Source organism: Caldovatus aquaticus (genome assembly GCF_019458025.1).
GTDB lineage: Bacteria > Pseudomonadota > Alphaproteobacteria > Acetobacterales > Acetobacteraceae > Caldovatus > Caldovatus aquaticus.
This window is the reverse complement of sequence record NZ_JAHZUY010000010.1, coordinates 23,927-48,953: the sequence shown is the minus strand read 5'-3', so window position 1 is coordinate 48,953 and position 25,027 is coordinate 23,927. Positions and strand designations below refer to the sequence as shown.

Annotated in this window: 24 protein-coding genes; 11 read left to right on the top strand and 13 right to left on the bottom strand. The window is 75.0% G+C overall.

Going from position 1 to position 25,027, the window contains the following annotated elements:
• The first annotated feature begins 142 nt into the window (after positions 1 to 142).
• From purB to K1J50_RS06150, 3 genes are all read left to right on the top strand, one after another.
• Positions 143 to 1,483, top strand: a complete 1,341-nt coding sequence (gene purB, locus K1J50_RS06160) for an adenylosuccinate lyase (RefSeq protein ID WP_220116766.1) — start codon at positions 143 to 145, stop codon at positions 1,481 to 1,483.
• Between the two features lie 848 nt (positions 1,484 to 2,331).
• Entirely contained in the window at positions 2,332 to 2,634 is a 303-nt protein-coding gene (locus K1J50_RS06155) for a hypothetical protein (protein ID WP_220116762.1), read from the top strand.
• A gap of 76 nt (positions 2,635 to 2,710) precedes the next feature.
• Positions 2,711 to 3,487 carry an NRDE family protein gene (locus tag K1J50_RS06150; protein ID WP_220116761.1) on the top strand — a complete coding sequence of 259 codons (777 nt, stop codon included), beginning with the start codon at positions 2,711 to 2,713 and terminating at the stop codon, positions 3,485 to 3,487.
• Positions 3,488 to 3,763: 276 nt separating this feature from the next.
• On the opposite strand, the gene K1J50_RS06145 is transcribed toward K1J50_RS06150, so the two are convergent.
• Entirely contained in the window at positions 3,764 to 4,003 is a 240-nt protein-coding gene (locus tag K1J50_RS06145; RefSeq protein ID WP_220116760.1) for a hypothetical protein, read from the bottom strand.
• 177 nt (positions 4,004 to 4,180) lie between these two features.
• Here K1J50_RS06145 and K1J50_RS06140 point away from each other — a divergent pair, with 177 nt between their 5' ends.
• Positions 4,181 to 5,893 carry a carbamoyltransferase C-terminal domain-containing protein gene (locus tag K1J50_RS06140; RefSeq protein ID WP_220116757.1) on the top strand — a complete coding sequence of 571 codons (1,713 nt, stop codon included), beginning with the start codon at positions 4,181 to 4,183 and terminating at the stop codon, positions 5,891 to 5,893.
• A 111-nt stretch (positions 5,894 to 6,004) separates the two neighbouring features.
• On the opposite strand, the gene K1J50_RS06135 is transcribed toward K1J50_RS06140, so the two are convergent.
• The 4 genes from K1J50_RS06135 to K1J50_RS06120 form a co-directional block, all read right to left on the bottom strand.
• Entirely contained in the window at positions 6,005 to 6,589 is a 585-nt protein-coding gene (locus K1J50_RS06135) for an NAD(P)H-dependent oxidoreductase (RefSeq protein ID WP_369413529.1), read from the bottom strand.
• A 159-nt stretch (positions 6,590 to 6,748) separates the two neighbouring features.
• Complete coding sequence (locus K1J50_RS06130) at positions 6,749 to 7,825, bottom strand: tartrate dehydrogenase (RefSeq protein WP_220116755.1); 1,077 nt, start codon at positions 7,823 to 7,825, stop codon at positions 6,749 to 6,751.
• 102 nt (positions 7,826 to 7,927) lie between these two features.
• Positions 7,928 to 8,416: an STY0301 family protein gene (locus K1J50_RS06125; protein WP_220116753.1), complete on the bottom strand. Its 489-nt coding sequence runs from the start codon at positions 8,414 to 8,416 to the stop codon at positions 7,928 to 7,930.
• A gap of 76 nt (positions 8,417 to 8,492) precedes the next feature.
• Positions 8,493 to 9,467 (bottom strand): mitochondrial fission ELM1 family protein, encoded by a 975-nt coding sequence (locus K1J50_RS06120; protein ID WP_220116750.1) that lies wholly within the window; start codon positions 9,465 to 9,467, stop codon positions 8,493 to 8,495.
• Positions 9,468 to 9,616: 149 nt separating this feature from the next.
• Between K1J50_RS06120 and K1J50_RS06115 the strand changes: the two genes are divergently transcribed.
• The 3 genes from K1J50_RS06115 (at position 9,617) to K1J50_RS06105 (ending at position 12,658) form a co-directional block, all read left to right on the top strand.
• Positions 9,617 to 10,333 (top strand): orotate phosphoribosyltransferase, encoded by a 717-nt coding sequence (locus K1J50_RS06115; protein ID WP_220116749.1) that lies wholly within the window; start codon positions 9,617 to 9,619, stop codon positions 10,331 to 10,333.
• Between the two features lie 11 nt (positions 10,334 to 10,344).
• Positions 10,345 to 12,033: a peptide ABC transporter substrate-binding protein gene (locus tag K1J50_RS06110; protein ID WP_220116747.1), complete on the top strand. Its 1,689-nt coding sequence runs from the start codon at positions 10,345 to 10,347 to the stop codon at positions 12,031 to 12,033.
• 310 nt (positions 12,034 to 12,343) lie between these two features.
• Positions 12,344 to 12,658, top strand: coding sequence for a hypothetical protein (locus K1J50_RS06105; protein WP_220116745.1), 315 nt, complete (start codon positions 12,344 to 12,346; stop codon positions 12,656 to 12,658).
• Between the two features lie 224 nt (positions 12,659 to 12,882).
• Here the strand turns inward: K1J50_RS06105 and K1J50_RS06100 are convergent, their stop codons facing one another.
• From K1J50_RS06100 to K1J50_RS06080, 5 genes are all read right to left on the bottom strand, one after another.
• Complete coding sequence (locus tag K1J50_RS06100; protein WP_220116743.1) at positions 12,883 to 14,214, bottom strand: TRAP transporter large permease; 1,332 nt, start codon at positions 14,212 to 14,214, stop codon at positions 12,883 to 12,885.
• Positions 14,214 to 14,753, bottom strand: coding sequence for a TRAP transporter small permease (locus K1J50_RS06095; protein ID WP_220116741.1), 540 nt, complete (start codon positions 14,751 to 14,753; stop codon positions 14,214 to 14,216). The genes K1J50_RS06100 and K1J50_RS06095 overlap by 1 nt, the downstream gene beginning before the upstream one ends.
• Positions 14,754 to 14,857: 104 nt before the next feature.
• Entirely contained in the window at positions 14,858 to 15,853 is a 996-nt protein-coding gene (locus K1J50_RS06090; RefSeq protein WP_220116739.1) for a TRAP transporter substrate-binding protein, read from the bottom strand.
• Between the two features lie 142 nt (positions 15,854 to 15,995).
• Positions 15,996 to 16,436: a CBS domain-containing protein gene (locus K1J50_RS06085; protein WP_220116737.1), complete on the bottom strand. Its 441-nt coding sequence runs from the start codon at positions 16,434 to 16,436 to the stop codon at positions 15,996 to 15,998.
• A gap of 164 nt (positions 16,437 to 16,600) precedes the next feature.
• Positions 16,601 to 18,379 (bottom strand): glucan ABC transporter ATP-binding protein/ permease, encoded by a 1,779-nt coding sequence (locus tag K1J50_RS06080; RefSeq protein ID WP_220116735.1) that lies wholly within the window; start codon positions 18,377 to 18,379, stop codon positions 16,601 to 16,603.
• 261 nt (positions 18,380 to 18,640) lie between these two features.
• Between K1J50_RS06080 and K1J50_RS06075 the strand changes: the two genes are divergently transcribed.
• Both K1J50_RS06075 and K1J50_RS06070 read left to right on the top strand, forming a co-directional pair.
• On the top strand, positions 18,641 to 19,642 hold the full coding sequence (locus K1J50_RS06075; RefSeq protein WP_220116731.1) for a Bug family tripartite tricarboxylate transporter substrate binding protein: 1,002 nt from the start codon (positions 18,641 to 18,643) through the stop codon (positions 19,640 to 19,642).
• Between the two features lie 103 nt (positions 19,643 to 19,745).
• Positions 19,746 to 20,759, top strand: coding sequence for a Bug family tripartite tricarboxylate transporter substrate binding protein (locus K1J50_RS06070; RefSeq protein ID WP_220116728.1), 1,014 nt, complete (start codon positions 19,746 to 19,748; stop codon positions 20,757 to 20,759).
• Between the two features lie 15 nt (positions 20,760 to 20,774).
• Here K1J50_RS06070 and K1J50_RS06065 read toward each other — a convergent pair whose 3' ends face one another.
• The 3 genes from K1J50_RS06065 to K1J50_RS06055 all read right to left on the bottom strand — a co-directional run bounded on the left by K1J50_RS06065 (position 20,775) and on the right by K1J50_RS06055 (position 22,432).
• Complete coding sequence (locus K1J50_RS06065) at positions 20,775 to 20,960, bottom strand: alpha/beta hydrolase family protein (protein ID WP_220116727.1); 186 nt, start codon at positions 20,958 to 20,960, stop codon at positions 20,775 to 20,777.
• Positions 20,954 to 21,526: a lysophospholipase gene (locus K1J50_RS06060; RefSeq protein WP_220116725.1), complete on the bottom strand. Its 573-nt coding sequence runs from the start codon at positions 21,524 to 21,526 to the stop codon at positions 20,954 to 20,956. Before K1J50_RS06060 ends, K1J50_RS06065 begins: the two co-directional genes overlap by 7 nt.
• 96 nt (positions 21,527 to 21,622) lie before the next feature.
• A complete protein-coding gene (locus tag K1J50_RS06055) occupies positions 21,623 to 22,432 on the bottom strand; it encodes an SDR family NAD(P)-dependent oxidoreductase (protein ID WP_220116723.1) in 810 nt (269 codons plus the stop codon).
• 176 nt (positions 22,433 to 22,608) lie between these two features.
• On the opposite strand from K1J50_RS06055, the gene K1J50_RS06050 reads away from it, so the two are divergent.
• Positions 22,609 to 23,574: an AAA family ATPase gene (locus tag K1J50_RS06050; RefSeq protein ID WP_255574982.1), complete on the top strand. Its 966-nt coding sequence runs from the start codon at positions 22,609 to 22,611 to the stop codon at positions 23,572 to 23,574.
• Complete coding sequence (locus K1J50_RS06045; protein WP_220116716.1) at positions 23,571 to 24,980, top strand: VWA domain-containing protein; 1,410 nt, start codon at positions 23,571 to 23,573, stop codon at positions 24,978 to 24,980. The genes K1J50_RS06050 and K1J50_RS06045 overlap by 4 nt, the downstream gene beginning before the upstream one ends.
• Positions 24,981 to 25,027 lie beyond the last annotated feature (47 nt).

The window sequence follows — 25,027 nt, the reverse complement described above, 5'->3', positions numbered from 1 at the left end:
CTGAACCGCGCTCATATAAATTTACAGCAATCTATTTGCAATCTTGCGCGGCGGCGAGGCGCCCCGGCCCCTCCACCCTTGCCAAGCCCGCCCGCGTCGCGCCAAACCGCGCCCGCCTTCCGTCGTTCCGGAGCCTCCCGCCATGGTCCCCCGCTACACGCGCCCCGAGATGGCCGCGATCTGGTCGCCCGCGGAACGCTACCGGATCTGGTTCGAGATCGAGGCCCTCGCCGCCGAGGCCATGGCCGCGATCGGCGCCATCCCGGCCGAGGCGGCCCGCATCATCCGCGAGCGCGGCGCGGCGCGGGTGGCCAACATCACGGAGGCCGACCTCGCGCGCATCGACGCGATCGAGCGCGAGACGCGCCACGACGTCATCGCCTTCCTCACCTGGCTCGGCGAGGGCATCGGGCCGGAGGCGCGGTTCATCCACCAGGGCCTGACCAGCTCGGACGTGCTCGACACCTGCCTCGCGGTGCAGCTCAGCCGCGCCGCCGACCTGCTGATCGCCGATTGCGACGCGCTGCTCGCCGCGCTCAAGCGCCGCGCCTTCGAGCACAAGCTGACGCCGATCATCGGCCGCAGCCACGGCATCCACGCCGAACCCACCACCTTCGGCCTCAAGCTCGCCGGCCACTACGCCGAGTTCGCCCGCAACCGCGAGCGGCTGCAGACGGCGCGGCGCGAGGTCGCGACCTGCGCCATCAGCGGCCCGGTCGGCACCTTCGCCTCGGTGGACCCGCGCGTCGAGGCCTACGTCGCCGAGAAGCTCGGCCTCGCGGTCGAGCCGGTGAGCACGCAGGTGATCCCGCGCGACCGCCACGCCGCCTTCTTCTGCGCCCTCGCCGTCACCGCCTCCGGCCTCGAGCGCCTCGCGATCGAAGTGCGCCACCTGCAGCGGAGCGAGGTGCGCGAGGCGGAGGAGTACTTCCATCCGGGCCAGAAGGGCTCCTCCGCCATGCCGCACAAGCGCAACCCGGTGCTGTCGGAGAACCTCACCGGCCTCGCCCGGCTCGTGCGCGGCTACGCGCTGCCGGCGCTCGAGAACGTCGCCCTCTGGCACGAGCGCGACATCAGCCACTCCAGCGTCGAGCGGGTGATCGCGCCGGACGCCACCATCGCCCTCGACTTCGCGCTGGTGCGCGCCGCCGGGCTGATCGAGCGCCTGGTGGTCTATCCGGAGCGGATGGCGGCCAACCTCGAGGCGCTCGGCGGGGTGGTGCACAGCCAGAAGGTGCTGCTCGCGCTCACCCGGGCGGGGATGAGCCGCGAGGACGCCTACCGCGCCGTGCAGCGGGCGGCGATGGCGACCTGGACCCGGCTCGGCGCGCCGGACGGGCGCGACTTCCGCACCAACCTGCTGGCCGATCCGGAGGTCGCGGCGCGCCTCGATCCGGCGGCGCTGGACGCGGCGCTCGACCCGCGGCGCGACTTCGCGCAGGTGGAGGCGATCTTCGCCCGCGTGTTCGGCCCGGAGGGATGACGCGGCCGGGGCGCGGCGCGGTCGGCGCTGCCCCGGCGCCGCCCTAAATCCTCCCTGCTCCGGCCGCATGGCCGCTGCAGCCTGGCGGCGCGGCGCAGGAGAGCCCCCCATGCCCAGCCCCCGCCCCGGCGCGCGTCCTGACCGGCCGCGCTCCCTTCCCGTCCTCCTCATGACGCTGCTCGGCCTGGGCGGCTGCGCCTATGACGGGGACGGCTCCGCCTACGGCTACTACGGCCCGGCGGTCGTCCCTGCCTACGGGCCGGCGGCGTATGGCTACGGCCCGCCCCGCCATGGCGGCGCGCTGATCGGCGGCCCATTCGCCGCGGCCGGCGGCTGGCGCCGCGGCTACCCTGCCGGCGGAGGCTACCCGGCCTGGGACGGCCGTGGCGTGCCCGCGCCGCCGCCCGTCTTCCAGGGCGGCCATCGCGGCGGATGGCCCCGCCCGGCGCCATCGCCCTTCGCCTGGGGCCCGCCGGCGGGCCCCTCCCCTTCCGCCTGGCACGACCGGCGGCTGCGGGCGCCGGAACCCGGGGCCTGGCGGGGCGTCCTCGCGCCCCGCGACCCGGCCCCGCCCGCCGGGCCGGGAGGATTCGGCCGGCCCTGGCACGGTGGCGGCCCGCCGGGGGCGCCTCCTCTCGCCGGCTCAGGCCGGGGCGGCGGGCCGTGGCAGGGCGCCGGACCGCCCGCCCGCCCGGGCGGCGGCCCTCCCCCTTGGCATCGCGGCGGCTGGCGGCCGGACCGCTGAGGCCGGCGCGGCGGGCAGCCGCGCCGGGCTGCCCTGTTTTCGCCCCAAGGGTCGCATACATCCTCCTTGCCTGCGTAAGGATGGTCCTCAGGGAGCCTGGATCATGCGCCTGCTTCGCCTCGCCCTGCTCGGCGCCGGTGCGTTGCTGGTCGGCCTCACGGCGCTGCCGGGCGACGCCGCGGCCGATCGCGACGGGTGGCACCGGGGCGGCTGGCATCGAGGGCACTGGTACTGGGGGCGGCCCCACTACGTGGCGCCCCCGCCGCCGGTGTACTGGTACCGTCCGGCGCCGCGCGTCTATTACGCGCCGCCGCCGCCGGTCTATTACGCGCCGCCGCCGGTCTATTACGCGCCGCCCGCCGTCATCGCCCCGGCGCCCAGCGTCGGCTTCTACTTCCGCTTCTGACGGGCGCCGCAGCCCCGTCGCCGCCCCCCGAAGCCGGCATCTTGCCGCGGCGGCGGCGCTCGCGCAGGTTCGCCGCGTGTGCACCGTGATCCTGCTGCGCCGCCCCGGCCACGCCTGGCCCCTGCTCATGGCCGCCAATCGCGACGAGCGGCTGGACCGGGCCTGGGACCCGCCGGCGCCGCACTGGCCGGATCGCCCGGAGGTCGTCGGCGGAAGGGACCGCGGCGCGGGCGGCACATGGATGGCGCTCGACACCGGCACGGGGGTGGTCGCGGCCGTGCTGAACCGGCCGGGCAGCCTTGGTCCGGCACCCGGCAAGCGGTCGCGCGGCATCCTGCCGCTCCTCGCCCTCGAACACCGGAGCGCCGCGCGCGCCGCCGCGCACCTCGCGGCGACCCTGCCGGCGGGGGACTGGCGCCCCTTCAACCTGGTGCTGGCCGATTCGCGCGAGGCCTTCTTCCTGCGCGGCCTCGGCCACGGCCGGCCGGAGGTGGAGGCCCTGCCCTGCGGCATCAGCCTGATCACCTCGCACGATCCCAACGACCTGACCCATCCGCGCACCCGCCGCCACCTGCCACGCTTCGCGGCGGCGCCGCCGCCCGAGCCCGACCGCCCCGCAGGCTGGCGCGGCTGGGCGGCGCTTCTGGCGGACGACGCATTCGACCCCGCGATCGGCGTGGCCGAGACACTGTGCGTCCCGCCGCTCGGCGGCTTCGGCACGGTCTGCTCCAGCCTGCTCGCGCTCGCCGCCGATGGCACGCCGCACTGGCTGTTCGCCGCGGGGCCGCCGGGGCGGGCGCCCTTCGAGCCGGTGGCGCTGGCGCGCCTCGCGGCGGCGCAGACCGGCGACTGACCCCGCACCGCCGGCAGCGGGGCGGCGCAGGGCGCCTTCGTCATCGCCGGCGATCCGCGGCGGGGGCAGCCGCCGGACGCGAGCGGCCGGCAACGCGGAAGCGGCGCGCAGGCCGACGCCCCGCCGGCGCGCCGGTCGCGGGCCGGCGCCGCTGGCGCCCTTTCCGCTCGGCTGCGCGCGCGGCAAGAGCTCTGCCTCCTTCTCCGCCGCGCGGATTCACGCTCCCGGCTGTTTCCCGCCGTCCGCGATCCGCTCGCGGAGGCGCGGCGGACCGCTTCAGGCGCAGCCGCAGCCCTGCGTCGGTCCCGTCGCCCTCCGGATCACGTGATGGTCGATCCACTCCGCGACCAGGCGGCGCGCCTCGGCGACCGAGGCCTCCGGGTGGTGGATGCGATAGAGGGCGGTGCAGGCCTGGAAGGCCGCGAAGTCGTCAATGCCGACCTCGCGCAGCTCGCGATAGGCGCTCACCACGGCCCGCTCGCAGCGGCGGGCGATGCGGCTGACGTCGCGTCCCATGCGGGACCCTCTTGCTGCAACCCAATTGCGAGCGGTTCGCAATTCCTGGCGGCACTGTAGCGGCACCCGGATGGGCCTTCAAGCACGCCCCCCTCCCCGCCCGCGGGCCGGACGGCGCCCCGCTTGCGCGGACGCGGGGCGCATGGGCCTATGCGCGCGAACCGCACGGGAATGGCGATGCTGATCCTCGGTCTCTACACCGCGCACGACGCCAATGCGGCGCTGCACGACGACTATCGCCTCCTCGCCGCCGTCGCCCAGGAGCGGGTGACGCGCATCAAGGGCGATGGCGGCGCGCTGCCGGGCGAGGCGGTCGAGGAATGCCTGCGCGCCGCGGGGGTGACGGCGCGCGACGTCGCGGTGGTGGCGCTGCCGCGGGTCGAATATCCGGCGGAGTACTTCCGCTGGCGCGCCCACTTCCCGGCGCGCCAGCGCGCGAGCCGCGGGCGCCTCGACCTCGCGCGGGTGATGTCGCGCAACATGATCCGCGATCCGCTGGCGGCGCTGGACGCGCGCCGCTGGCTGGCCGGACACGGCCTGCAGCCCCGCCGCATCGTGTTCTACAACCACCACCTCGCCCACGCGCTGGGCGCGCTGTTCCACACCGACTGGGACGACGCGCTGCTCTACACCGCCGACGGCGGCGGCGACCGCGTCTTCTACAGCGCGCGGCGGCTGAAGGACGGGTGCCTCACCGACCTCTTCGGCGGCGAGCGGGATTCGCTCTCGCTGCGCCGGCCGCAGGTGCGCGCGGACAGCCTCGGCCTGCTCTACGCCGGCATCACGCGCGAACTCGGGATGGTGCCGCTGCGCCACGAGGGCAAGGTGCTCGGCCTCGCCGCCTTCGGGCAGCCGCGCTTCGCCGAGGAGCTGGTCCGGCTCTACGAGGTGCGCCCGGACGGGCAGATCAAGGCGCGGGTGGACCACGGGACGATCCAGGCGCGGCTGAGCGCGCTCGCCGCCGGCGCGGAGCGGGCGGACGTCGCGGCCTCCGTGCAGGGCGCGCTGGAGACCCTGGTGCTGCGGGCGCTGCAGGCGATCCTGGAGCGGCATCCGGCGCGCGCCCTCGGCCTGAGCGGCGGCGTGTTCGCCAACGTCAAGCTGACCCAGCGCATCGCCGAGCGTTTCCGCGGCCTCGAGGAGGTCTTCGTCTATCCCGCCATGTCCGACCAGGGCGAGGCAGCGGGCGGCGTGCTGCAATACCTGCTCGAGCGCGACGGCCTCGCGGCCTGGCTCCGCCGGCGCCGCCGCTTCGCGGACCTCTACCTCGGCCGCGACTACGCGGCGGGGGTGGACGCGGCGTTCCGGGCGGCGGGATGCGAGGTCGTGGCGGAAGGGCCGGCCGTGCCCGGGCGGGCGGCGGCGCTGCTGCGCGAAGGCAAGGTGCTCGGCACCTACATCGGGCGCTGCGAGTACGGGCCGCGCGCGCTCGGCGCGCGCAGCATCCTGGCCGCGCCGGTCTCGCGCACGGTGAACGACGAGCTCAACCGGCGCCTCGACCGCACCGACTTCATGCCCTTCGCCCCGGTCGTGCGCGAGGAGCGCTGCGCCGAGGTGTTCGCCCTGCCCCGCAGCCTGCTCTACACGGCGCGCTTCATGACCGTGACCTGCGACGTGCGGGAGGAGTGGCGCGAGCGCATCCCGGCCGTGGTGCACGTGGACGGCACGGCGCGCCCGCAGGTGCTCGCGCGCGCCGCCAACCCGACCTACTACGACATCCTCGAGGCCTACGAGCGGGCGACCGGCCTGCCGGTGCTGATCAACACCTCCTTCAACGTCCACGAGGAGCCGATCATCAACCGCCCGGAGGAGGCGCTGAAGGCGCTGCGGCAGGACCGGGTGGACTTCCTGGTGACAACGCAGGCGATCTACGGCCCGCCGCGCCCATAGAGCGGATCGCGGACGGCGGAAAACAGCCGGGAGCGGGACTCGGCGCGGGCAGCGCCGGGCCGGAACCGCCGCTGCGATCCCGCCGCGCGACCACGCCGCCCGCCCGCGGGATCAGGCGGCGTTGCGCCCGAGCGCGCGCAGCCGCCCGAGCCAGGCCTCCGCCCGCGCCGCCCCGAGGCTCCCCACACCGCCGATCAGCGTCTCGCGTATCGGGCGGATGCCGATGAAGCCCAGGATGTTGCGCTCCAGGCTGCGCAGCGAGTACGCGCCGAACCACCAGCGGTAGGCGAGGGCCGGCATGCCCATGGTGACGACGATGCGCGCCGAGCGGCCCTTCATCAGCTTCTCCGGCAGGCCGTGCCCGGCGTCGCGGAAGGCGAAGCCGGGGCGGCAGACCTGCTCGAGGAAACCCTTGAGCAGCGCCGGCATGGCGCCGAGCCAGAGCGGGTAGAGCAGCACCCAGTGCTCGGCGCGCCGCAGCGTCTCCTGCGCGGCGCGGATCGCCGCGGGCGGGGCCCCGGCCTCGAACTCCGCCTGGGTCCGCAGCAGCGGGAAGTCGAGGCGCGCGACCTCGATGCGCTCGACGGCGTGGCCCGCGGCCTGCGCGCCCTCGGCATAGGCGTCGGCGAGGGCGTGGCCGAAATGCCCGCCCGCGGGATCGGGATGGCCCTGGATGATCGCGACGCGACGCGGCACGGTCCGCCTTTCCTCCGCTGCTGCGGATCGCGGACGGCAAGCGGCCGCCGGGGGTGCGAATCCGCTCGACAGACAACGAGCCGGCACCGTCGCCGCGCGCCAGGCCGGGCAGGAACGGCTGCAGGCCGGCCGGCGCCGCGGCCCTCCCCCGCCGGCTCCTCAGGCGCGCGCCACCGCCTCCGCCAACGCCTTGCCCACCTCCGCCGTTCCGGCCTGCCCGCCCATGTCGCGCGTGCGCGGCCCCCCTTCGGCGAGCAGCGCCTCGATCGCGCGGAGGATCGCCTGCGCCGCCGCGGTCTCGCCGAGGTGCTCGAGCATCATCGCCCCCGACCAGACCTGGCCGATCGGGTTGCAGATCCCCTTGCCCGCGATGTCGGGGGCGGAGCCGTGCACCGGCTCGAACATCGAGGGGAAACGCCGCTCCGGGTTGATGTTGGCGGAGGGGGCGATGCCGATCGAGCCCGCCACCGCCGGGCCGAGGTCGGAGAGGATGTCGCCGAACAGGTTGGAGCCCACCACCACGTCGAACCAGTCGGGATGCTGCACGAAATGGGCGCAGAGGATGTCGATGTGGTACTGGTCGGTCCTCACCTCCGGGTAGTTCCGCGCCATCGCCGCGAAACGCTCGTCCCAGTAGGGCATGGTGAGGGTGATGCCGTTGGACTTGGTGGCGCTCGTCACCTTCCTGCGCGGCCGCGTCATCGCCAGTTCGAAGGCGTAGCGCAGCACGCGGTCCACGCCCTGGCGGGTGAAGATGCTTTCCTGGGTGACGAACTCGCGCTCCGTGCCCTCGAACATGCGCCCGCCGACCGAGCTGTACTCGCCCTCGGTGTTCTCGCGCACCACGTAGAAGTCGATGTCCTCCGGCCGGCGGTCGGCGAGCGGCGTGCGCACCCCGGGCAGCAGCCGGCAGGGGCGGAGGTTGACGTACTGGTCGAAGCCGCGGCGGATCGGGATCAGCAGGCCCCAGAGCGAGATGTGGTCGGGCACGTCCGGCCAGCCGACGGCGCCGAGGAAGATCGAATCGGATTCGCGCAGCCGGTCGAGCCCGTCGGGCGGCATCATCCGCCCGGTCCGCTTGTAGGTCTCGCACGACCAGTCGTAGTGGGTGAGCTGGAGGTCGAAGCCGAAGCGGCGCGCGGCGGCATCGAGCACGCGCAGTCCCTCCGGCACCGTCTCCTTGCCGATGCCATCGCCCGGGATCACCGCGATCCGGTAGGTCTTCCGTGTCGCCATGGCGCTGTCCTGCCGCTCCCCCTCCGGTGACGAAGAGGCCGCAGGGTGGCGACCCGGCGCGCCGGGCACAAGCCCTCCCGCCGCCGCACCGGCCGCGCCGCCTCAGTAGCAGAGGACGAGCAGGGTCCGCCCGTTCGGATTGTCCTCTTCGGTCCGGCGGCGGAACGGATCGGGCCGCGCGAAGCTGGTGGCGCAGCGCCGCATGCCGTAGGGCACGACGCGGGCCAGGGTCACGTCCGTCCCCTGATAGAGACAGACCAGCGTGGGCGCCTGCGACCCCGGCGGGATCGTCCATTCGGTGGTGCCGCGGCTCTGGTCCACCAGGCGCCCCTGGATGCGCTGGTTGGCCGCGGGATCGCCCTCGAACATCTCGGCCCCGCGCAGCCAGCGCCGCGTGGGGCGCGACGCCGCGCTCCAGCCCGCGGGCGCGTTCACGTCGGCGATCGGCGCGACATCCACGTAGCGCGGGCACCCGAACGGCTCGGTCTGCGCCCCGGCGCGGCCGGGCGCGAGCAGGGCCGCGGCCAGCGCCGCGCAGAGCAGGGCCGGCGCGGCCGGGACGAGGCGACGGGAGGGGTGCCGGCGAATCATGGCGCGGAAAGGGTGCCACCGAAGCGCGCGGGGCGCCACCGTCGCGGCCGGCCGCCGCCGCCCCGCGGCGCGGCGCTCAACCCTCCGCCCGCACCAGCAGCCCGCGTGCCCGGATCTCCGCCGCGACCCGGCCGCTCTCGTCGAGCGGCGCGCGCGCGAAGGGGGCGGGCGCGGCCGCGACGGGCCGCGCCTGGCCGGCGGCGTAGAGGCTCTCGTGCAGGCGCCGCTGGCGCACGCCGGACGCGCCGAGATCGGCGATGAAGACCGGGGCGGCGCCGGCCAGGGCCTCGGAGATCATCGAGACCGAATCGCCGCTCACCACCACCGCGTCGGCCCAGGCGAGGAAGCCGAGATAGGGGTTGGGCCCCGCCTCCCCCCACCGGTGCAGGCGGTGGGGGACGCCGGCGAGCGCCGCCGCCAGCGCCTCGGTCGCCGCCCGGCCGGTGCGGCGGCTGGTGGTCGCCAGCACCGCGCCGGCGAAGCCGGCCACCCGCGCGCCGAGCGCCGCCGCCGGGGCGGGATCGAGCCCGACCGCCCGCGCCGGGCCGCCGAGCAGGAGCGCGACGCGCGGCCGCGGCAGCGGCGCCAGCGCCCCGGCCCATTCGGCGCGCGCCGCGGCCAGGCGCGCCGCGCTGACGCGATGCGTGGCGCCGAGGATCGGCAGCAGGTTCGGGGCGGCCCAGGGCGCGTCATGGCGGCCGAGCACCAGGAGGTCGAAGCGGGCGGCGCCGAAGCCGGGCCGCATGCAGTGCACGGTCCGCACTCCCCGATGGCGCCGCAGCCACAGCGCGACCGGCGCCGAACGCCGCCCCGCCGACAGCACCAGGCGCGGCCCCGGCGGCAGAGCGCGCAGCGCCTGCCGCACCGGCGCGGCGAGCCCGGCCAGGGTCGGCCAGCGCAGCGGCAGCCCGGCCAGGGGCGACCAGGCCAGGGGAACGGTGCGGAACGGTACGCCGAGCCGCTCGGCGATGCCGAGCGCCTGCGCCGCCGTGCCCGCCCGGGGGTCGGCGAGCACGAGCACGCCTTCCGCTTCCTCTGTGCCGTCCGCCATGGGCCCGGCCTGCCGGCTAGCGCCGTGCGCGTCCGGCCGCGGGCGCGCCGGCGGCCCTGGTCCGGCGCCGGCCGGAGCGGGTTTCCCTCCCGGCCGTTTCCAGCCGTCCGCGATCTGCTCTAGGAACGGGGCAGACCGAGGGAGCCGCCATGCCTGCGCACCATGCCTCCGACTGGGACCGCGACGCCGCGCTGACCACCGCGCGCATCCTGCTCGAGATCAAGGCCGTCAATTTCCGCCCGGAGGAGCCCTACACCTTCACCTCCGGCTGGAAGAGCCCCGTCTACATAGACTGCCGCAAGATCATCTACTTCCCCCGCGCCCGCAACCGCATCTGCGACCTCGGCGTGGAGAAGATCGGCCGCCACGTCGGCTACGAGACGATCGACGTGGTGGCGGGCGGCGAGACGGCGGGCATCCCCTTCGCCGCCTGGATCGCCGACCGCATGCTCACGCCGATGGCCTACGTGCGCAAGCAGCCCAAGGGCTTCGGCCGCGGCGCGCAGATCGAGGGCGACGTGCCGGAGGGCAAGAACACGCTGCTGGTCGAGGACCTGACCACCGACGGCGCCTCCAAGATCCGCTTCGCCCAGGCGCTGCGCGACGCCGGCGCGGTCTGCGAGCACACCTTCGTCGTGTTCTTCTACGGCGTCTTCCCCGGCACCTTCGAGACGCTCCAGCGCATGAACCTCTCGCTGCACCACCTCTGCACCTGGTGGGACGTGCTCGAGGTGTGCAAGGAGCGGCCCTACTTCGAGGAGCGCGCGCTGCGCGAGGTGCGCAAGTTCCTGGAGAACCCGGTGGAGTGGTCGCGCGCGCACGGCGGCGTCGGGAGCGTCGAGGAGGCGAACCGGGCGCCGGGATGAGGCGGGCGACGATGCGGGCCGCCGCGGCGCTGGCTGCCGGCGTCGTGCTCGGCGCCGGCGTCGTGCCCGGCGCCCGGGCGCAGGACGCCGCGGCGCCACCGCGCGACACCCTCGCCATCGGCATCGCCCAGTTCCCGTCCACCTTCCATCCCAACATCGAGGCCATGGCCGCGAAGTCCTACGTGCTCGGCTTCGCGCGCCGCCCCCTAACCGCCTGGGATCCCGACTGGCGCCTCGTCTGCCTCGCCTGCGAGACCCTGCCCTCGCTCGAGAACGGCCTCGCCGCGCGCGAGACGACGCCGGACGGCAAGCCCGGCATCAGGGTCACCTACCGGCTGCGCGACGATCTCCGCTGGGGGGATGGCACCCCTGTCACCGCCGAGGACCTGCGCTTCGCCTGGGAGGCGGGGCGCGAGGCCGCCACCGGCTTCGGCCCGGCGGAGTACTACCGCTCCGCCTACGAGCTGGTCGTCGTGGATGCGCGCACCGTCACGCTCCGCTTCGACAAGGTGACCTTCGACTATGCCTCCGCCGGCGATTTCCAGCCGCTGCCCGCGCACATCGAGCGCCCGCGGTGGGAGGCCGACCCGCGCAGCTACCGCACCCGCACGGCCTACGACACCGAGACGGCGAATCCCGGCCTGTGGAACGGCCCCTACCGGATCGCCGCCGTCCAGCCCGGCGCCTCGGTGACGCTGGAGCGCAACGGCGCCTGGCGCGGTCCCGCCCCGGCGTTCCGCCGCATCGTCGTCCGCGCCGTCGAGAACACGCCGGCGCTCGAGGCGCAGCTCCTCGCCGGCCAGCTCGACATGATCGCGGGCGAGCTCGGCCTGCCGATCGAGCAGGCGATCGCTCTCGAGCGCCGCGCCGGCCGCCGCTTCCGCTTCGCCTACCGGCCCGGCCTGATCTACGAGCACCTCGAGGTGCGGCTCGACCACCCCGCCCTCTCCGACCGGCGCGTGCGCCAGGCGCTGCTGATGGCGGTGGACCGCGCGCAGATCGCCGCGCGCCTGTTCGACGGCCGCCAGCCGGTCGCGCACTCCCCGGTCAATCCGCTCGATCCCATGCACGACCCGGAGGTGCGGCAGTGGCCCTTCGATCCGGCCCGCGCCGCGGCGCTGCTCGATGCGGCGGGCTGGCGGCGCGGCCCCGACGGCATCCGCCGCAACGCCGCCGGCGAGCGCCTCGCGCTCGAGCTGATGACCACCGCCGGCAACCGCTCGCGCGAGCAGGTGCAGCAGGTGCTGCAGGGCATGTGGCGCGCCGCCGGGATCGAGGCGCGCATCCGCAACGAGCCGCCGCGCGTGTTCTTCGGCGAGACGCTCGCGCGCCGCCGCTTCCAGGGCCTCGCCCTGTTCGCCTGGATCAGCGCGCCGGAGAGCGTGCCGCGCTCCACCCTGCATTCGGACGAGATCCCGCGCCCGGAACGGAACTTCTCCGGCCAGAACTACGGCGGCTTCCGCAACGCCGAGATGGACGCGCTGATCGAGGCCATCCCGCTGGAGCTGGACCCGGAGCGGCGCCGGCCGCTGTGGCACCGGCTGCAGGCGATCTACGCCGAGGAGCTGCCGGCGCTGCCGCTCTGGTTCCGCGCCGACGCGCATGTCTGGCCGCCCTGGCTCGAGGGCGTGCGGCCGACCGGGCACCTCAATCCGTCCTCGCTCTGGGCCGAGGCGTGGAGGACGGCGGGCGCGCCGTAAGGCGCGCTGGCCGGGCTGCGGCGCATGGCGATCGCGGCGGCCCCGCGCGCCGACCGTCGCGCGCGGGCGGCGAACCGGCAGGCGTCGGACCCGCTCCGGGGCGCGGCGGTCGCGTCGGGCACCATCGGAGCGCCGGCGACGAGGGCGGAGGGCCGAGCGACGCAACCGGCGCGACAGGGCCGCGTTCCGGGCGCAGGCCGCCCGTCGCCTTCCCGCGCGGCGGCAGCGCCTGCGTCCCCCCCCGGCACGAGGCCCTGCCGTTGCCGGCGATCGGCCGTGCGGCACGAACGGCACGCAGAGGAACCGCGCCATGAGGGGGGCAGCCGCGGCCGCCCTGGCGGCGGCGACGTTGCTGATCGCCGCCTGCGGCTCCACGCGGGAGGAGCGCACGACCGGCGGGGCGGCGGCGGGGGCCGCGGCCGGCGCCGGCATCGGGGCGCTCGGCGGTCCGGCCGGCGCTCTCGTCGGTGCCGCCATCGGCGGCGCCGCCGGCGCCGTCACAGGCGCGACCACCAGCCCGCGGGACCTCAACCTCGGGCGGCCGCCCTGGACCAACCCGGAGACGGTGCTGCCCTTCGGCCGCCGGGCCCGGGCCGCCGCGACGGGCTCTTCCCCGATCCGCTAAAAGCGGCTTGCGGAGGACGGCGACCACCGCGCGCGCAAACCGGCTCGGCAGACGATGAGCCCCGACGTCGCCGGCGACGCGCCGGGCCGATCGGCGACTTCGGGGCCCACGGGCCGTGCAGGCACAGCCGGCGCCGCCGCAGACGCATGCCCCGGCGCGGATCGGGCCGGCGGATGCGACGACCGGTGGTTCACCGCGCGGCGCCGCCCGTCCCCTCGCCGCGGTCAACGCGCGAGCGCCGTCGCCGGCAGCCAGGTCACGAGGCCGGGAAAGACCGTCACCAGGGCGACGGCGGCGACCATCAGGAGGAAGAACGGCAGGGTGTGGCGCGCGACGGTGAAGATGTCCTTCCCCGTCAGTCCCTGCAGCACGAACAGGTTGAAGCCGACGGGCGGCGTGATCTGCGCCATCTCGACCACCAGCACGATGAACACGCCGAACCAGAGCAGGTCGAAGCCGGTCTTCTGCACGATCGGGAGCACCACCGAGGCGGTCAGCACGATCATGCTGATGCCGTCTATGAAGCAGCCGAGGATGAGGTAGATCACCGTCAGGCAAGCGATGATGACGTAGGGGCTGAACCCCTGCGCCCCCACCCACTGCGCCATCGCCGCGGGGATGCCGGAATAGGCCATCGCCTGGGTGAGGAAGGCCGCGCCGGCGAGGATCAGGTTGATCATGCAGGAGAGCCGCGTCGCGCCCATCAGGCTCGCGACGAAGCTCTCCCGCGTCAGCGTCCCGCCCCAGGCGGAGAGGGCGAGCGCGCCGACGACGCCGAACACCGCGGCCTCGGTCGCGGTGGCCCAGCCGAAGTAGATGCTGCCCATCACGAAGGCGATCAGCGCCATCACCGGGATGAGCTGGCCGCTCTCGCGCAGCCGCCGGCGCCAGGGCATGGGCGGGTCGGGCGGCGGCGTGAGCGAGGGGTTGAGCAGCGACCACACCGCGATGTAGCCGCTGAACAGCAGCATCAGCAGCAGGCCCGGGATCACCCCGGCGATGAACAGCCTGACGATCGAGACCTCGGCCGCCACGCCATAGACGATCATCACGATCGAGGGCGGGATCAAAAGGCCGAGCGTGCCCGCGCCGGCGAGGCTGCCGATCGCCATCGGCGGGTGGTAGCCGCGCGAAAGCAGCGCCGGCAGCGACATCTTGCCGATCGTCGCCGCGGTCGCGGCGCTGCTGCCGGAGACGGCGGCGAAGATGCCGCAGCCGATCACGTTGACATGCATCAGCCGCCCGGGCAGGCGCTGCACCCACGGGGCGAGGCCGCGGAACATGTCCTCGCTGAGGCGCGTGCGGAACAGGATCTCGCCCATCCAGATGAACAGCGGCAGGGCGGCGAGCGTCCAGGAGGCCATGGCCTGCCAGATCGCCGTGCCCATCACCTTCTCGACCGGGAAGGCGGGCATCCCCGGGACCAGGAGCGGCAGCACGACGATCCCGGCCAGCGCAACCAGCATCAGCGCGAGGCCGATCCAGACGCCGAGCGCGAGCACGAGGAACAGGAAGCCGAGGAGGAGCAGCCCGGCCTCGGTCTGGGCGAGCTCCATCAGACCTCCTCGGCGGCGCGCTCGAGGGCCGAAGCCTCCGCCGCGCGGCGGTAGCTCGGCGTGCCGCCGGCGAGATGGACCGCCAGGTCGTCGAGCAGAGCGAGGGCGAGCAGCCCGGCCCCGAACGCCGCGAGCCCCTGCGGCACCCAGAGCGGCCAGGCGACGCTGCCCTGCGCCACCTCGCCGAACTCGAGCGAATCGCGGGCGAGGTCCGCCATCGCGTAGGCGAAGCCGAGCGCGACGGCAGCGGCGAGCAGCAGCGCCAGCGCCTCCATCGCGAAGCGCGCGCGCCCGGCGAGCCGGCCGATCACCAGGTCCACGCGGATGTGCGCGCCGTGGCGGAAGGCGTAGGCGAGCGGCAGGGTGGCCGAGGCGGCGACGGCATAGGCGGTGAGGTCGTCGGCGCCGAGCAGGACGCGGCCGAGGACGCGGCCGCCCACCTGGAGGGCGATGATCGCGCCGATCCCGGCGAGGGTGAGTGCGCCGAGCACGCCGCCAAGGAGATAGAGCGCGTCGAGCGCGCGACGGAGCAGGGCCATCGGCGGTCAGCCGGGCGCAGCAGGGTCCCGGGACCGCCGGGCGCGGCCGTCGCCGGCGGTCGCGCCGGTGCCGGCCCCCGCGCGGCGCCGCCAGCACGCGCCGGTCATGCCGCCCGGTAGGCCTCGATCAGCTTCCGCCCGTCCTCCCCGGCGCGGGCGATCCACTCCTCCACCATGGTGCGGCTCACCTGCTGGAACTGCGCGCGCAGCTCCGGCGTGACCGTGCCGATCGTCATGCCGCGCTCGGCGAGCGTCCGCTGCGTGGCCTCCGTCGCCTCCTCGGAGTAGCGGTAGCCGCGCGCCTCGGCCCGCGCCGCCGCGTCGCGGATCGCCTGCTGCAGCGCGGCGGGCTGCGCCTCGAAGTCGCGGCGGCGGACGATCACGGCGTTCTTGGTCATCGAGAAGCCGGCCGGGGTGAACACCTTCACGTAGTCCCAGGCGGCGGTGTCCACCCCGGTCTGCGCCGAGGTGACCATCGCCTGCACGATGCCGGTGGCGAAGGCCTGCGCGAGCTCCGCCTGCTGCACCAGGGTCGGGCTGGCGCCGACGAGCTGGGCGAAGCGGTTGGTGAGCGCGCTGAAGGTGCGGAAGCGCGTGCCGCGGAGCTGCTCGAGGCTGCGCAGCGGCTCGTTGGTGTAGAAGCCGGCCGGGGGCCAGGGGACCATGTAGAGCAGCATCAGGCCCTGGCGCTGCAGCCGCGCCTCGATGTAGGGCTTCTGCAGGTCGGAGAGCTTCTTCGCCTCCTGGTAGTTGGTCACCAGGAAGGGCAGCGCGTCGGCGTCGAAGAACGGGTCCTCGTTGGCGTAGGCGGTGAGCAGGATCTCGCCCATCTGCACCTGGCCGGTCTGCACCCCGCGCTTGATCTCCGGCATCCGCAGCAGGCTCGCGCCGCTGTGCACCTGGATGGCGAGCTGGCCGTTGGAGGCGCGTTCGATCTCGGCGACGAACTCGCGGATGTTGCGGGTGTGGAAATTGCCGTCCGGGTAGGCGGTGGCCATCTGCCAGCGCGTCTGCGCGCCGGCCCGGCGCGCCGGGAAGGATGCGGCGCCGGCCAGCGCGGCAGCGCCCAGCGCGAGGATCTCGCGGCGTCGGATCGTCATGTCGTCCCCCGGGGCAAAGCCTGTCGTTGCGGCGCAGGATTGCCCGCGGCGCGGCCCAGCGCAAGCCGCCACCCGCCGGCCCGGGGCGGAGGAGCGCCGCGCGCCCCCGCCCCCACGGGAGGAACGCCCCGCGGGGCGCCCCTCACCCGGCCTGCGCGACGTAGCTGCGCAGCTCCTCGGCCTCGTGCTCGACCTCGACGATCCGGTGCTTCACCAGATCGCCGATCGAGACGATCCCGGCGAGGCTGCCGTCGTCGGCCAGCACCGGCAGGTGGCGCACGCGGCGGTCGGTCATCATGCCCAGGGCCTCGACCACCGAGGTGCGCGGCGTCACCGTGTGCAGCACGCGGGTCATCAGCCGCGCCGCGTCCATCGCGAGCAGCGCCTCGCCGCCCTCGGCGGCGAGGGCCCGGACGATGTCGCGCTCGCTGACGATGCCGAGCACCGCGCCGGTTTCGTCGCAGACCAGCGCCGCGCCGATCCGGTGCTCGGCCAGGGTGCGGGCGACGGCGACCGCCCCGTCCTGCGGCCGGACCGAGACGACCCCGGTGCCCTTGCGGCGGAGGATCTCGGCGATGGTCATGGCGGCGCACTCCCCTTCCCTCAGGGGGCGGGACGGCCCGGATGCGCCGCGCCGCAGCAGGAGGGTGCGATCCCGGGTCGGCCGGCCCTCTATGCGTGGTGGGCAGAATGCCAGCTTGCCGCGGCGTGGCGCAAGCGCGACGCCGCGCGCCCCGCAGCCGCCGCTCAGTCCGCCGCGGCGTGGGCCGGGGCGGCGTCGCCGGTGAGCTGCGTGCGCACCAGCTCGGCGAAACGGCCGCCCGCCGCGACCAGCTCGGCGTAGGTTCCGCGCTCGACGATGCGGCCGCCGTCGAACACCAGGATCTCGTCGGCCTCGCGCACGGTGGACAGGCGATGGGCGATGATGAAGGTGGTGCGCCCCTTCATCAGCGCCCGCAGCGCCCGTTGCACCCGCGCCTCGGTCGCCGCGTCGAGCGCGCTCGTCGCCTCGTCGAGGATCAGCACCGGCGGATCCTTGAGCAGCGCGCGCGCGATGGCCAGGCGCTGGCGCTGGCCGCCGGAGAGCGAGGCGCCGCGCTCGCCGATCACGGTGTCGTAGCCCTGCGGCTGGCGCATGATGAAGTCGTGCGCCTCCGCCATGCGGCAGGCCCGCTCGATCTCCTCCTGGGTGGCGTCGGGTCGGCCGACGAGGAGGTTGTCGCGGATCGTGCGGTTGAAGAGCATGCTCTCCTGGAACACCACGCCGATGTTGCGGCGGAGCGATTCCAGGGTGAGGTCGCGCAGGTCGTAGCCATCCAGCGTGATCCGCCCCTCGAGCGGATCCCACATGCGCTGGAGCAGCGCCATCGCCGTGGACTTGCCGGCGCCGGTCGGGCCGACCAGGGCGACGGTGCGGCCGGGCGGCACCTCGAAGGAGACGTCGTCGAGGATGCGCGGCCCGCCGGGATAGGCGAACACCACGTGCTCGAAGGCGACCGCCCCCTTGGCCCGCGGCAGGTCGATCGCGTCCGGCTTCTCGGGGACGGTGCTGCGCGTGTCGAGCACCTGGAACAGCTCCTGCAGCGCGGGGACCTGCAGCACGAGGCGGGAGACGAAGCTGACGGCGCCCTCGAGCTTGCCGATCAGCAGCGTCGCGAAGCCCATGAAGCTCACGATCTCGCCCACGCTCGTCAGGCCGCGCATGTGGAGCAGGGTGCCGAGGATGAAGATCGCGATCACGGTGAGGGTGCTCGCCGCGCGCGTCATGACCGAGACCAGCGCCCACCAGGTGAGGACCGGGTACTGGTGGTGCAGCACCTGGCGGGCGATGTCCCCGAACAGGCGGGCCTCGGCGGCGAGCCGGCTGAAGGACTGGACGACCACGACGTTGGCGAGCGCGTCCTGCGCGCTCCCAGCGAGCCGCGAGTGCAGCGATTCGACGCGGCCCTGCGCCGCCTCGGTGCGGTTGACGACGAAGGCGGTGAGCAGGCCGAACAGCACCACCAGGCCGATCAGCAGCAGGCCGAGCCGCCAGTTCAGCGCCAGCGTCATCGGCAGCAGCACGAAGATCGCGATCAGCGTGTTGAGATTGTCGCGGAACAGCGACAGCCACAGCCAGAACAGGTTGTCGGTCCCGACCAGCATGACCTTCATCAGCCGCCCGGTCTGGGTGTGGCCGTGGAAGGAAAGCGGCAGGGAGAGCACGTGCTCGAAGGTGCGGGCCATCACCGCCAGGCGGTTGCGGTGCGCCATCCGGTCCGAGAGCAGGGCGATGGCGACGTTGGCGCCGATCCCCGACAGCCCGACCGCGCTCCAGAGCGCGAGCAGCCGGAGCGACTCCCCCCAGACCAGCGCCGGATCGAGCCGGTCGGCGCGGGAGAGCACGTCCACCACCCGGCCGAAGAGGACGGGTTCGAGGAACTGCAGCCCGGCCATCGCCAGCGAGGCGAAAGCGAGCGCGATCGCCACCCACCGGTCGGGGCCGAGCAGGCCGAGAGCCCTGCGGTAGATCCTGAGGAAGCCCATCCCGCCGCCCCACCTGCCCCGCCGGCGCAGTCCGCCGCCCGCCATGCGGCGCCCGCCGCCCGCCGGAATCCATGCCCTGCCGCCCGCGCCTTGGCAACCGAGCGGGCCGGCGCGCGGAGAAGGGCGGGCACCATCGCACCGTCGGCCGCGCGGGCCCCGGGTTCCCGCGCCGCCGGCCGGAAGATGGCCCGCCGCGGGCGGCGCCCCCCGATTGACCGCGCCGGCGAAATCAGGTGTGGGAGAGGCGAGGAGGACCGCGACATGACACACCACCGCCGCACCCTGCTGCTGGGCGCTGCCGCCTTCGCCTGGGCGCCGCTCGCCCGCGCCGGCGCGCAGCCCGCCGGCTGGCCGGCCCGGCCGATCCGCCTGATCGTCGGGTTCCCGCCCGCCGGCACCACCGACATCGCCGCGCGCATCATCGCCCCGCCGCTCGGCCAGCGGCTCGGCCAGCAGGTGGTGATCGAGAACCGCCCCGGCGCCGGCGGCAACCTGGGCGCCGACATCGTCGCCAAGGCGGAGCCCGACGGCTACACGCTGCTGATGCAGACGATCAGTTCCGGGGCGATCAACTACGCGCTCTACAAGCAGCGCATGCCCTACCGGCCGGAGGACCTCGCCGCCGTCGCGCTGGTGGTGCGGGTGCCGAACGTGATCTTCGTGCACCCCTCGCTGCCGGTGCGCACGCTGCGCGAGCTCGTCGCCTACGCCAAGCAGAGGCCGGGCCAGCTCAACATCGGCAGCTCCGGAAGCGGCACCAGCCTGCACATGACCGGCGAGCTGCTGAAGCTCGAGGCCGGGATCGACATGACGCACGTGCCGTTCCGCGGCGCCGGGCCGATGCTGACCGAGGTGATCGCGGGCCGCGTGCAGGTGGCGGTGGACAACCTGCCCTCCGCCCTCGGCCACATCCGCGAGGGGCGGCTGCGCGCGCTCGCCGTCACCACGGCGACGCGCTCGCCGGCGCTGCCCGACTGCCCGACCACCGCGGAGGAGGGCCTGCCCGGGGTCGAGGCGACCGCCTGGTTCGGCGTGCAGGCCCCGGCGCGCACCCCGCGCCCGATCATCGAGCGGCTCGGCCGGGAGCTGGACGCCATCGTGAAGGAGCCGGAGACGCGCGCCAAGCTCGCCGATCTCGGCGGCATGCCGCCGAACCTGACGCCGGACGGCGGCACCACGCCGGAGGCCTTCGAGGCGTTCATCCGCAACGAGATCGCGAAGTGGGCGCAGGTGGTGGAGCGTTCCGGCGCCACCATCGACTGAGGTCCCGCCGCGGACGGGCGCACGGGGCGTCTGGCCGGGGAGGCGGAACGGCGGCTAGAGTTCTCCGGGGCGTCCCACGCGCCGCCCCGGGAGGAAAACCGGAATGCATCCAGACCGCCGCGCGATCCTGCTCGGGAGCCTCGCCCTCGCCGCCGGCTCCGGCGTTCCCCTCGCCCGCGCGCAGCCCTTCGCCGCCGCCGACTACCCGTCGCGCCCGGTCCGCCTGCTGGTGGGGTTCCCGCCCGGCGGCACCACCGACATCGCCGCGCGGATCTACGCCGAGCGGCTCGCGGCGCGGCTCGGCCAGCCCTTCCCGGTCGAGAACCGCCCGGGCGCGACCGGCAACATCGCCGGCGAGGCGGTCGCCCGCGCCGCGCCCGACGGCTACACGCTGCTGGTGAACGCGATCTCGCCGGCGGCGATCAACTACGCGCTGTTCGGCCCGCGCATGCCCTACCGGCCGGAGGATCTCACCGCGGTCGGCCTGTTCCTGCGCGTCCCCAACGTCGTCTTCGTCCACCCCTCCGTCCCCGCGCGCAGCATCGCCGAGCTGGTGGCGCTGGCGAAGGCGCGGCCCGGCCAGCTCAACTACGGCAGCGCCGGCAGCGGCGGCTCGCCGCACATGACGATGGAGTACTTCAAGCTCCGGACCGGCGTGCAGATCACCCACGTGCCGTTCCGCGGCGCCGGGCCGATGCTGGTCGAGGCGGTCGCCGGCCGGGTCGAGGTCGGCTGCGACAACATGCCCTCCTGCATCGGCCACATCCGCGAGGGGCGGCTGCGCGCGCTCGCCGTCACCAGCCACGTCCGCTCCCCGGCGCTGCCGGAGGTGCCGACGCTCGCCGAATCCGGCGTGCCGGACTTCGAGGCGACCGCCTGGTTCGGCCTGCAGGCCCCGGCGCGCACGCCGCGTCCGATCGTCGCGAAGCTCGGCGCGGCGGTGGACGCGGTGAGCAAGGAGCCCGCGGTGCGCGCCAAGCTGGCGGAACTCGGCGCCGACCCGCCGAACCTGACGCCGGACGGCGGCACCACGCCCGACGCCTTCGAGGCGTTCATCCGCGGCGAGATCACGAAGTGGGCGGAGGTGGTGCGGGTCTCCGGCGCGCGGATCGACTGAGCGCCGGCGCGGCGATCAGCGCGTCGCCTCGACCTCGGCGAGGAAGGCGAGCACCGCCGCGAGTCCGCCGCGCTCCGGCGCCTCCGCGCGGCCGACGCCCTGCAGCCGCACGAGCCGCTTCGGCTCGGCCGCGGCGGCGAACAGGCGCTCGCCGAGGGCGAGCGGCACCACCGCGTCGCGATCGCCGTGCAGGATCAGCACCGGCGCGCCGGCCCGCCGATGCGCGCGGCAGAGTCGAAGCGGTCGCGCATCGGGAGGCCGACCGGGACGAAGCGGAAGGCGGCGCGCGCGACGTCTACGGCGGAGGAGAAGGGCGCCTCGAACACGAGACCGGCGACGCGCCGCCCGGACGCGAGCCGCACCGCGACGCCGCTGCCGAGCGACCCGCCGAACAGCACCGGCGGCGCCTCCGGGTGGCGTTCGGCGACGAAGGCGTGGGCGGCGCGGGCGAGGCCCTCCTCGCTCGGCCGGCCGGTGGAGCCGGCGTAGCCGCGGTAGCTGAGGACCAGCAGGCCGCGCCCCTCCGCGGCGAGCGCCGCGGCCCGGTGGCGGCGATGGGCGAGCGTGCCCGCATTGCCGGGGGAGTAGAGCAGCACGGCCCGGCCCGGCGCCGCCGGCGCGCGCCACCAGGCGGCGAGGCGCTCGCCGTCCTCGGTGGCGAGGCGGACCGCCCGGAAGCCGGGCGGCGGATCGCCGGGCGAGGCGTCCGGTCCGCCCGGCCAGGCGCCGGGATACAGGAGCGGGCGCTGCGCGAGGAACAGCAGCACGACCAGAGCCGCGTAGGCGAGAAGCGCGGCGAGGAGCAGGCTCGCCGGCGCGGACGCGAGGCGCCGCCCCGCCGCCGTCCCGCGCCGCGGCGCGCCTCAGACGCCGCCCGGGGCGGCGGCGGTCAGCCCTCCGTCCACCACGATCTCGGTGGCGGTGATGTACTTCGCCTCGTCGCTCGCGAGGAACAGCACCGCGTGCGCCACGTCCCAGCCGGTGCCCATGTGGCCCATCGGCACCTTGGCGTGGCGCTCGGCGATCAGCGCCTCGGCGTCGCGGGCGCCGAGCTGGCGCACCAGGCGGTGCTCGACCAGCGGCGTGTGCATCAGGCCCGGCACCACCGCGTTGCAGCGGATGCCCTTCTTCGCGTAGGCGAGCGCCACGGACTTCGTGAAGCCGAGGATCCCGGCCTTCGCGGCGCTGTAGCCGACATGCGTGCGGTCGCCGCTCATCCGCAGCCCGGCGACCGAGGAGATGTTGACGATCGCGCCCGCCCCTTGCGCCTCCATCACCGGCAGCACGTGCTTGCAGCCGAGGAAGGCGGTCTTGAGGTTGAAGTCGATCTGCCGGTCCCAGACCTCCTCCGGCATGCTCACCGGGTCGCCCGGGTGGGAGCCGCCGACATTGTTCACCAGGATGTCGATGCGTCCGAAGCGCCGCAGGCAGGCCTCGACCGCGGCCGCCACCTGCGCCGAGTCGAGCATGTCGCAGACCTGCGTGGCGCAGACGCCGCCCTCCTCCTCGATGATGCGCCGCGTCTCCTCCGCCGCCGCCCCGGCGATGTCGAGGGCGAGGACCGAGGCGCCCCGGCGCGCCATCAGCACCGCGGTCGCCTTGCCGTTTCCCCAGCCGGGACCGACCGAGCCGGCGCCCGTCACGATCGCGACCTTGCCGCTGAGGCTGAGCATGTCCTCCGTCCCCTCCGTGCCTGGCACGGCAGGCTAGGCCGGCGGCGCGCGGGGCTCAATCCGCACCGTCCCCGCCCCGGGGGCTTCGGAACGGGGCGCGGCCGTGCCATAGGACCGGCGGTGAGGCGCCCGCCGGCTCGGCGGCGAGGGCGCCGCGCACGGACGGGACGGGACGGATGAACGACGGCGGCATGCTGCAGCGGCGGGTGGCCTCGATCGAGGCGGTCGAGGCCGGGCTCGGCGCCGCCGGCTACATCGCGAGCCGCCCGATCGCGACCGCGATCTACCTCGCGCAGCGGCTCGAGAAGCCGGTGCTGGTGGAGGGCCCGGCCGGCGTCGGCAAGACGGAGCTCGCCAAGGCGGTGGCGCGCTGGCTCGGCCTGCCGCTGGTGCGAATGCAGTGCTACGAGGGCCTCGACGAGTCGAAGGCGCTGTACGAGTGGAAGTACGGAAAGCAGCTCCTCTACACCCAGATCCTGAAGGACAGGCTCGCCCCCGTGCTCGGCGAGGCGGCCAGCCTGGAGCAGGCGATCGAGCGGCTGCACGGCGTCGGCGACGTGTTCTTCTCGCGCCACTTCCTCGAGCCGCGGCCGCTCCTGCGCGCGCTCGAGGCGCCCGCCGGCGCGGTGCTGCTGATCGACGAGGTGGACAAGTCCGACCAGGAGTTCGAGGCGTTCCTGCTGGAGCTGCTCTCCGACTACCAGGTCACGATCCCGGAGATCGGCACCGTGCGCGCCGCGGTGCCGCCGCTCGTGCTGCTCACCTCCAACGCGATGCGCGACCTGGGCGACGCGCTGAAGCGCCGCTGCCTGCACCTGCACATCGGCTTCCCCGACCCGAAGCTGGAGGCGCGCATCGTCGCGAGCCGCGTGCCGGAGGCGGCGGCGGGCCTCCGGCGCCAGATCGTCGCCTTCGTACAGGGGCTGCGCCGGCTCGACCTGAGGAAGCTGCCCTCGGTCAGCGAGACCATAGACTGGGCGCAGGTGCTGGTGCTGCTGCACGCGCGCGAGCTCGGCGCCGATCTGGTGCGCGAGACGCTGAACGTGCTGCTCAAGTTCGAGAGCGACATCAGGGCCGCCGACAGCCAGATCGCGCCGCTGCTGTTCCGGGCGCGCGAGGAGGCGGCCACGGCGGCGGCATGACCGCGCCCCTCGCCGCGCCGGTGCTGCGCGACTTCCTGCGCGCGGCGCGCAGCGCGGGCTTGCGCGTCTCGACGGCGGAGGGGCTGGACGCGATCCGCGCGGCGGAGGCGGTCGGCCTCGCCGACCGCGCGACGCTGCGCGACGCGCTCTCGCTCGTGCTCGCCAAGACGGCGGAGGAGAAGCGGCGGTTCGAGGAGTGCTTCGCGCTCTTCTTCGGCCGTGAGGGCTTCCGGGAGGTGCCGGCGCCGCCGCGGCCGGCCGCGGAGGGCGCCCCGGAGCCGGCAGCGCCGGAGGGTCCCGGGGCCGCCGGCGGGATCGGTGGCGGCGACATGGGCGGCGGGGCCACCCCCTCCCCGCTCGGCCGCATGCTGCTCGCGGGCGACCGCGCCGGCCTCGCCGCGGCGATGGAGCAGGCGGCGGAGGCGATCGGCCTCTCCAACATATCGGTCTTCACCCAGGTCAACATGTACGCCCGCCGCATCATGGAGCGGATGGGCCTCGAGGAGCTGGAGGACGAGATCGCCGCGCTGCGCCGCGATCCCGCCGGCGCCGAGCGCGCGGCCCGGCTCGAACTGGCCAGGGACTACCTGCGCGGCGAGGTGCGCGAGCTGGTGCAGCGGAACCTGCTGCTCTTCGCCCGCGGCGAGACCGAGCGCTGGCGGGAGGAGATGCTCCGGCAGGCGCGCCTCGCGGGCCTCGACCGGCGCGATGCGGAGCGCATGCGCGTGCTGGTGCGCGCGATCGCCCGGCGCCTCGCCACGCGCTACGCCCGCGTCCGGCGGCGCGACCGGCGCGGGCAGCTCGACGCGCGGCGCACGCTCCGGCGCAACATGGCCTGGGGCGGCGTGCCGTTCCGCACCGTCTGGAAGCAGCGCAAGGTCGAGAAGCCGAGGCTCTTCGTGCTGTGCGACGTCAGCGGCTCGGTCGCCGCCGTGGCGGAGTTCCTGCTGCTGTTCGTCTACTCGCTGCACGAGGCGCTCTCCGGGGTGCGCGCCTTCGCCTTCACCTCCGGCACGATCGAGGTGAGCGAGATCCTGGAGCGCGAGCCGATCGAGCAGGCCATCGCGCAGATCATGGGCCGGATCGGCTTCGGCTCCTCGAACTACGGCACCTCGCTCGAGGATTTCGAGAAGGGCTGGATGCAGGCGGTGGACCGCCGCACGACGGTGATCGTGCTCGGCGACGGGCGCGGCAACCGAACCGAGCCGCGGGTGGACATCCTCCAGCGCCTGGCGGGCCGCGCGAAGCAGGTGATCTGGCTCAACCCGGAACACCCCGCCTCCTGGGGCAGCGGCGATTCCGACATGCTGCGCTATGCGCCGCATTGCCGCCTGGTCGCGCACTGCGCGACGCTCGCCCAGCTCGAGCGGGTGATCGGCGACCTGCTGCGCGACCATGCGGGCTGAGGCGCCGCTGCGGCGGCGCCTGCCGGCGTCCCCTTTCCCGGCAGCGG

Bases quoted from the DNA above. Each gene is read 5' to 3' on its own strand.
- K1J50_RS06140 (WP_220116757.1), top strand. From the start codon at position 4,181: ATGCTGATCCTCGGTCTCTACACCGCGCACGACGCCAATGCGGCGCTG.
- K1J50_RS06125 (WP_220116753.1), bottom strand. From the start codon at position 8,416: ATGATTCGCCGGCACCCCTCCCGTCGCCTCGTCCCGGCCGCGCCGGCC.
- purB (WP_220116766.1), top strand. From the start codon at position 143: ATGGTCCCCCGCTACACGCGCCCCGAGATGGCCGCGATCTGGTCGCCC.
- K1J50_RS06115 (WP_220116749.1), top strand. From the start codon at position 9,617: ATGCCTGCGCACCATGCCTCCGACTGGGACCGCGACGCCGCGCTGACC.
- K1J50_RS06085 (WP_220116737.1), bottom strand. From the start codon at position 16,436: ATGACCATCGCCGAGATCCTCCGCCGCAAGGGCACCGGGGTCGTCTCG.
- K1J50_RS06110 (WP_220116747.1), top strand. From the start codon at position 10,345: ATGCGGGCCGCCGCGGCGCTGGCTGCCGGCGTCGTGCTCGGCGCCGGC.
- K1J50_RS06145 (WP_220116760.1), bottom strand. From the start codon at position 4,003: ATGGGACGCGACGTCAGCCGCATCGCCCGCCGCTGCGAGCGGGCCGTG.
- K1J50_RS06080 (WP_220116735.1), bottom strand. From the start codon at position 18,379: ATGGGCTTCCTCAGGATCTACCGCAGGGCTCTCGGCCTGCTCGGCCCC.
- K1J50_RS06105 (WP_220116745.1), top strand. From the start codon at position 12,344: ATGAGGGGGGCAGCCGCGGCCGCCCTGGCGGCGGCGACGTTGCTGATC.
- K1J50_RS06090 (WP_220116739.1), bottom strand. From the start codon at position 15,853: ATGACGATCCGACGCCGCGAGATCCTCGCGCTGGGCGCTGCCGCGCTG.
- K1J50_RS06100 (WP_220116743.1), bottom strand. From the start codon at position 14,214: ATGGAGCTCGCCCAGACCGAGGCCGGGCTGCTCCTCCTCGGCTTCCTG.
- K1J50_RS06050 (WP_255574982.1), top strand. From the start codon at position 22,609: ATGAACGACGGCGGCATGCTGCAGCGGCGGGTGGCCTCGATCGAGGCG.
- K1J50_RS06155 (WP_220116762.1), top strand. From the start codon at position 2,332: ATGCGCCTGCTTCGCCTCGCCCTGCTCGGCGCCGGTGCGTTGCTGGTC.
- K1J50_RS06055 (WP_220116723.1), bottom strand. From the start codon at position 22,432: ATGCTCAGCCTCAGCGGCAAGGTCGCGATCGTGACGGGCGCCGGCTCG.
- K1J50_RS06045 (WP_220116716.1), top strand. From the start codon at position 23,571: ATGACCGCGCCCCTCGCCGCGCCGGTGCTGCGCGACTTCCTGCGCGCG.
- K1J50_RS06070 (WP_220116728.1), top strand. From the start codon at position 19,746: ATGCATCCAGACCGCCGCGCGATCCTGCTCGGGAGCCTCGCCCTCGCC.
- K1J50_RS06130 (WP_220116755.1), bottom strand. From the start codon at position 7,825: ATGGCGACACGGAAGACCTACCGGATCGCGGTGATCCCGGGCGATGGC.
- K1J50_RS06095 (WP_220116741.1), bottom strand. From the start codon at position 14,753: ATGGCCCTGCTCCGTCGCGCGCTCGACGCGCTCTATCTCCTTGGCGGC.
- K1J50_RS06075 (WP_220116731.1), top strand. From the start codon at position 18,641: ATGACACACCACCGCCGCACCCTGCTGCTGGGCGCTGCCGCCTTCGCC.
- K1J50_RS06120 (WP_220116750.1), bottom strand. From the start codon at position 9,467: ATGGCGGACGGCACAGAGGAAGCGGAAGGCGTGCTCGTGCTCGCCGAC.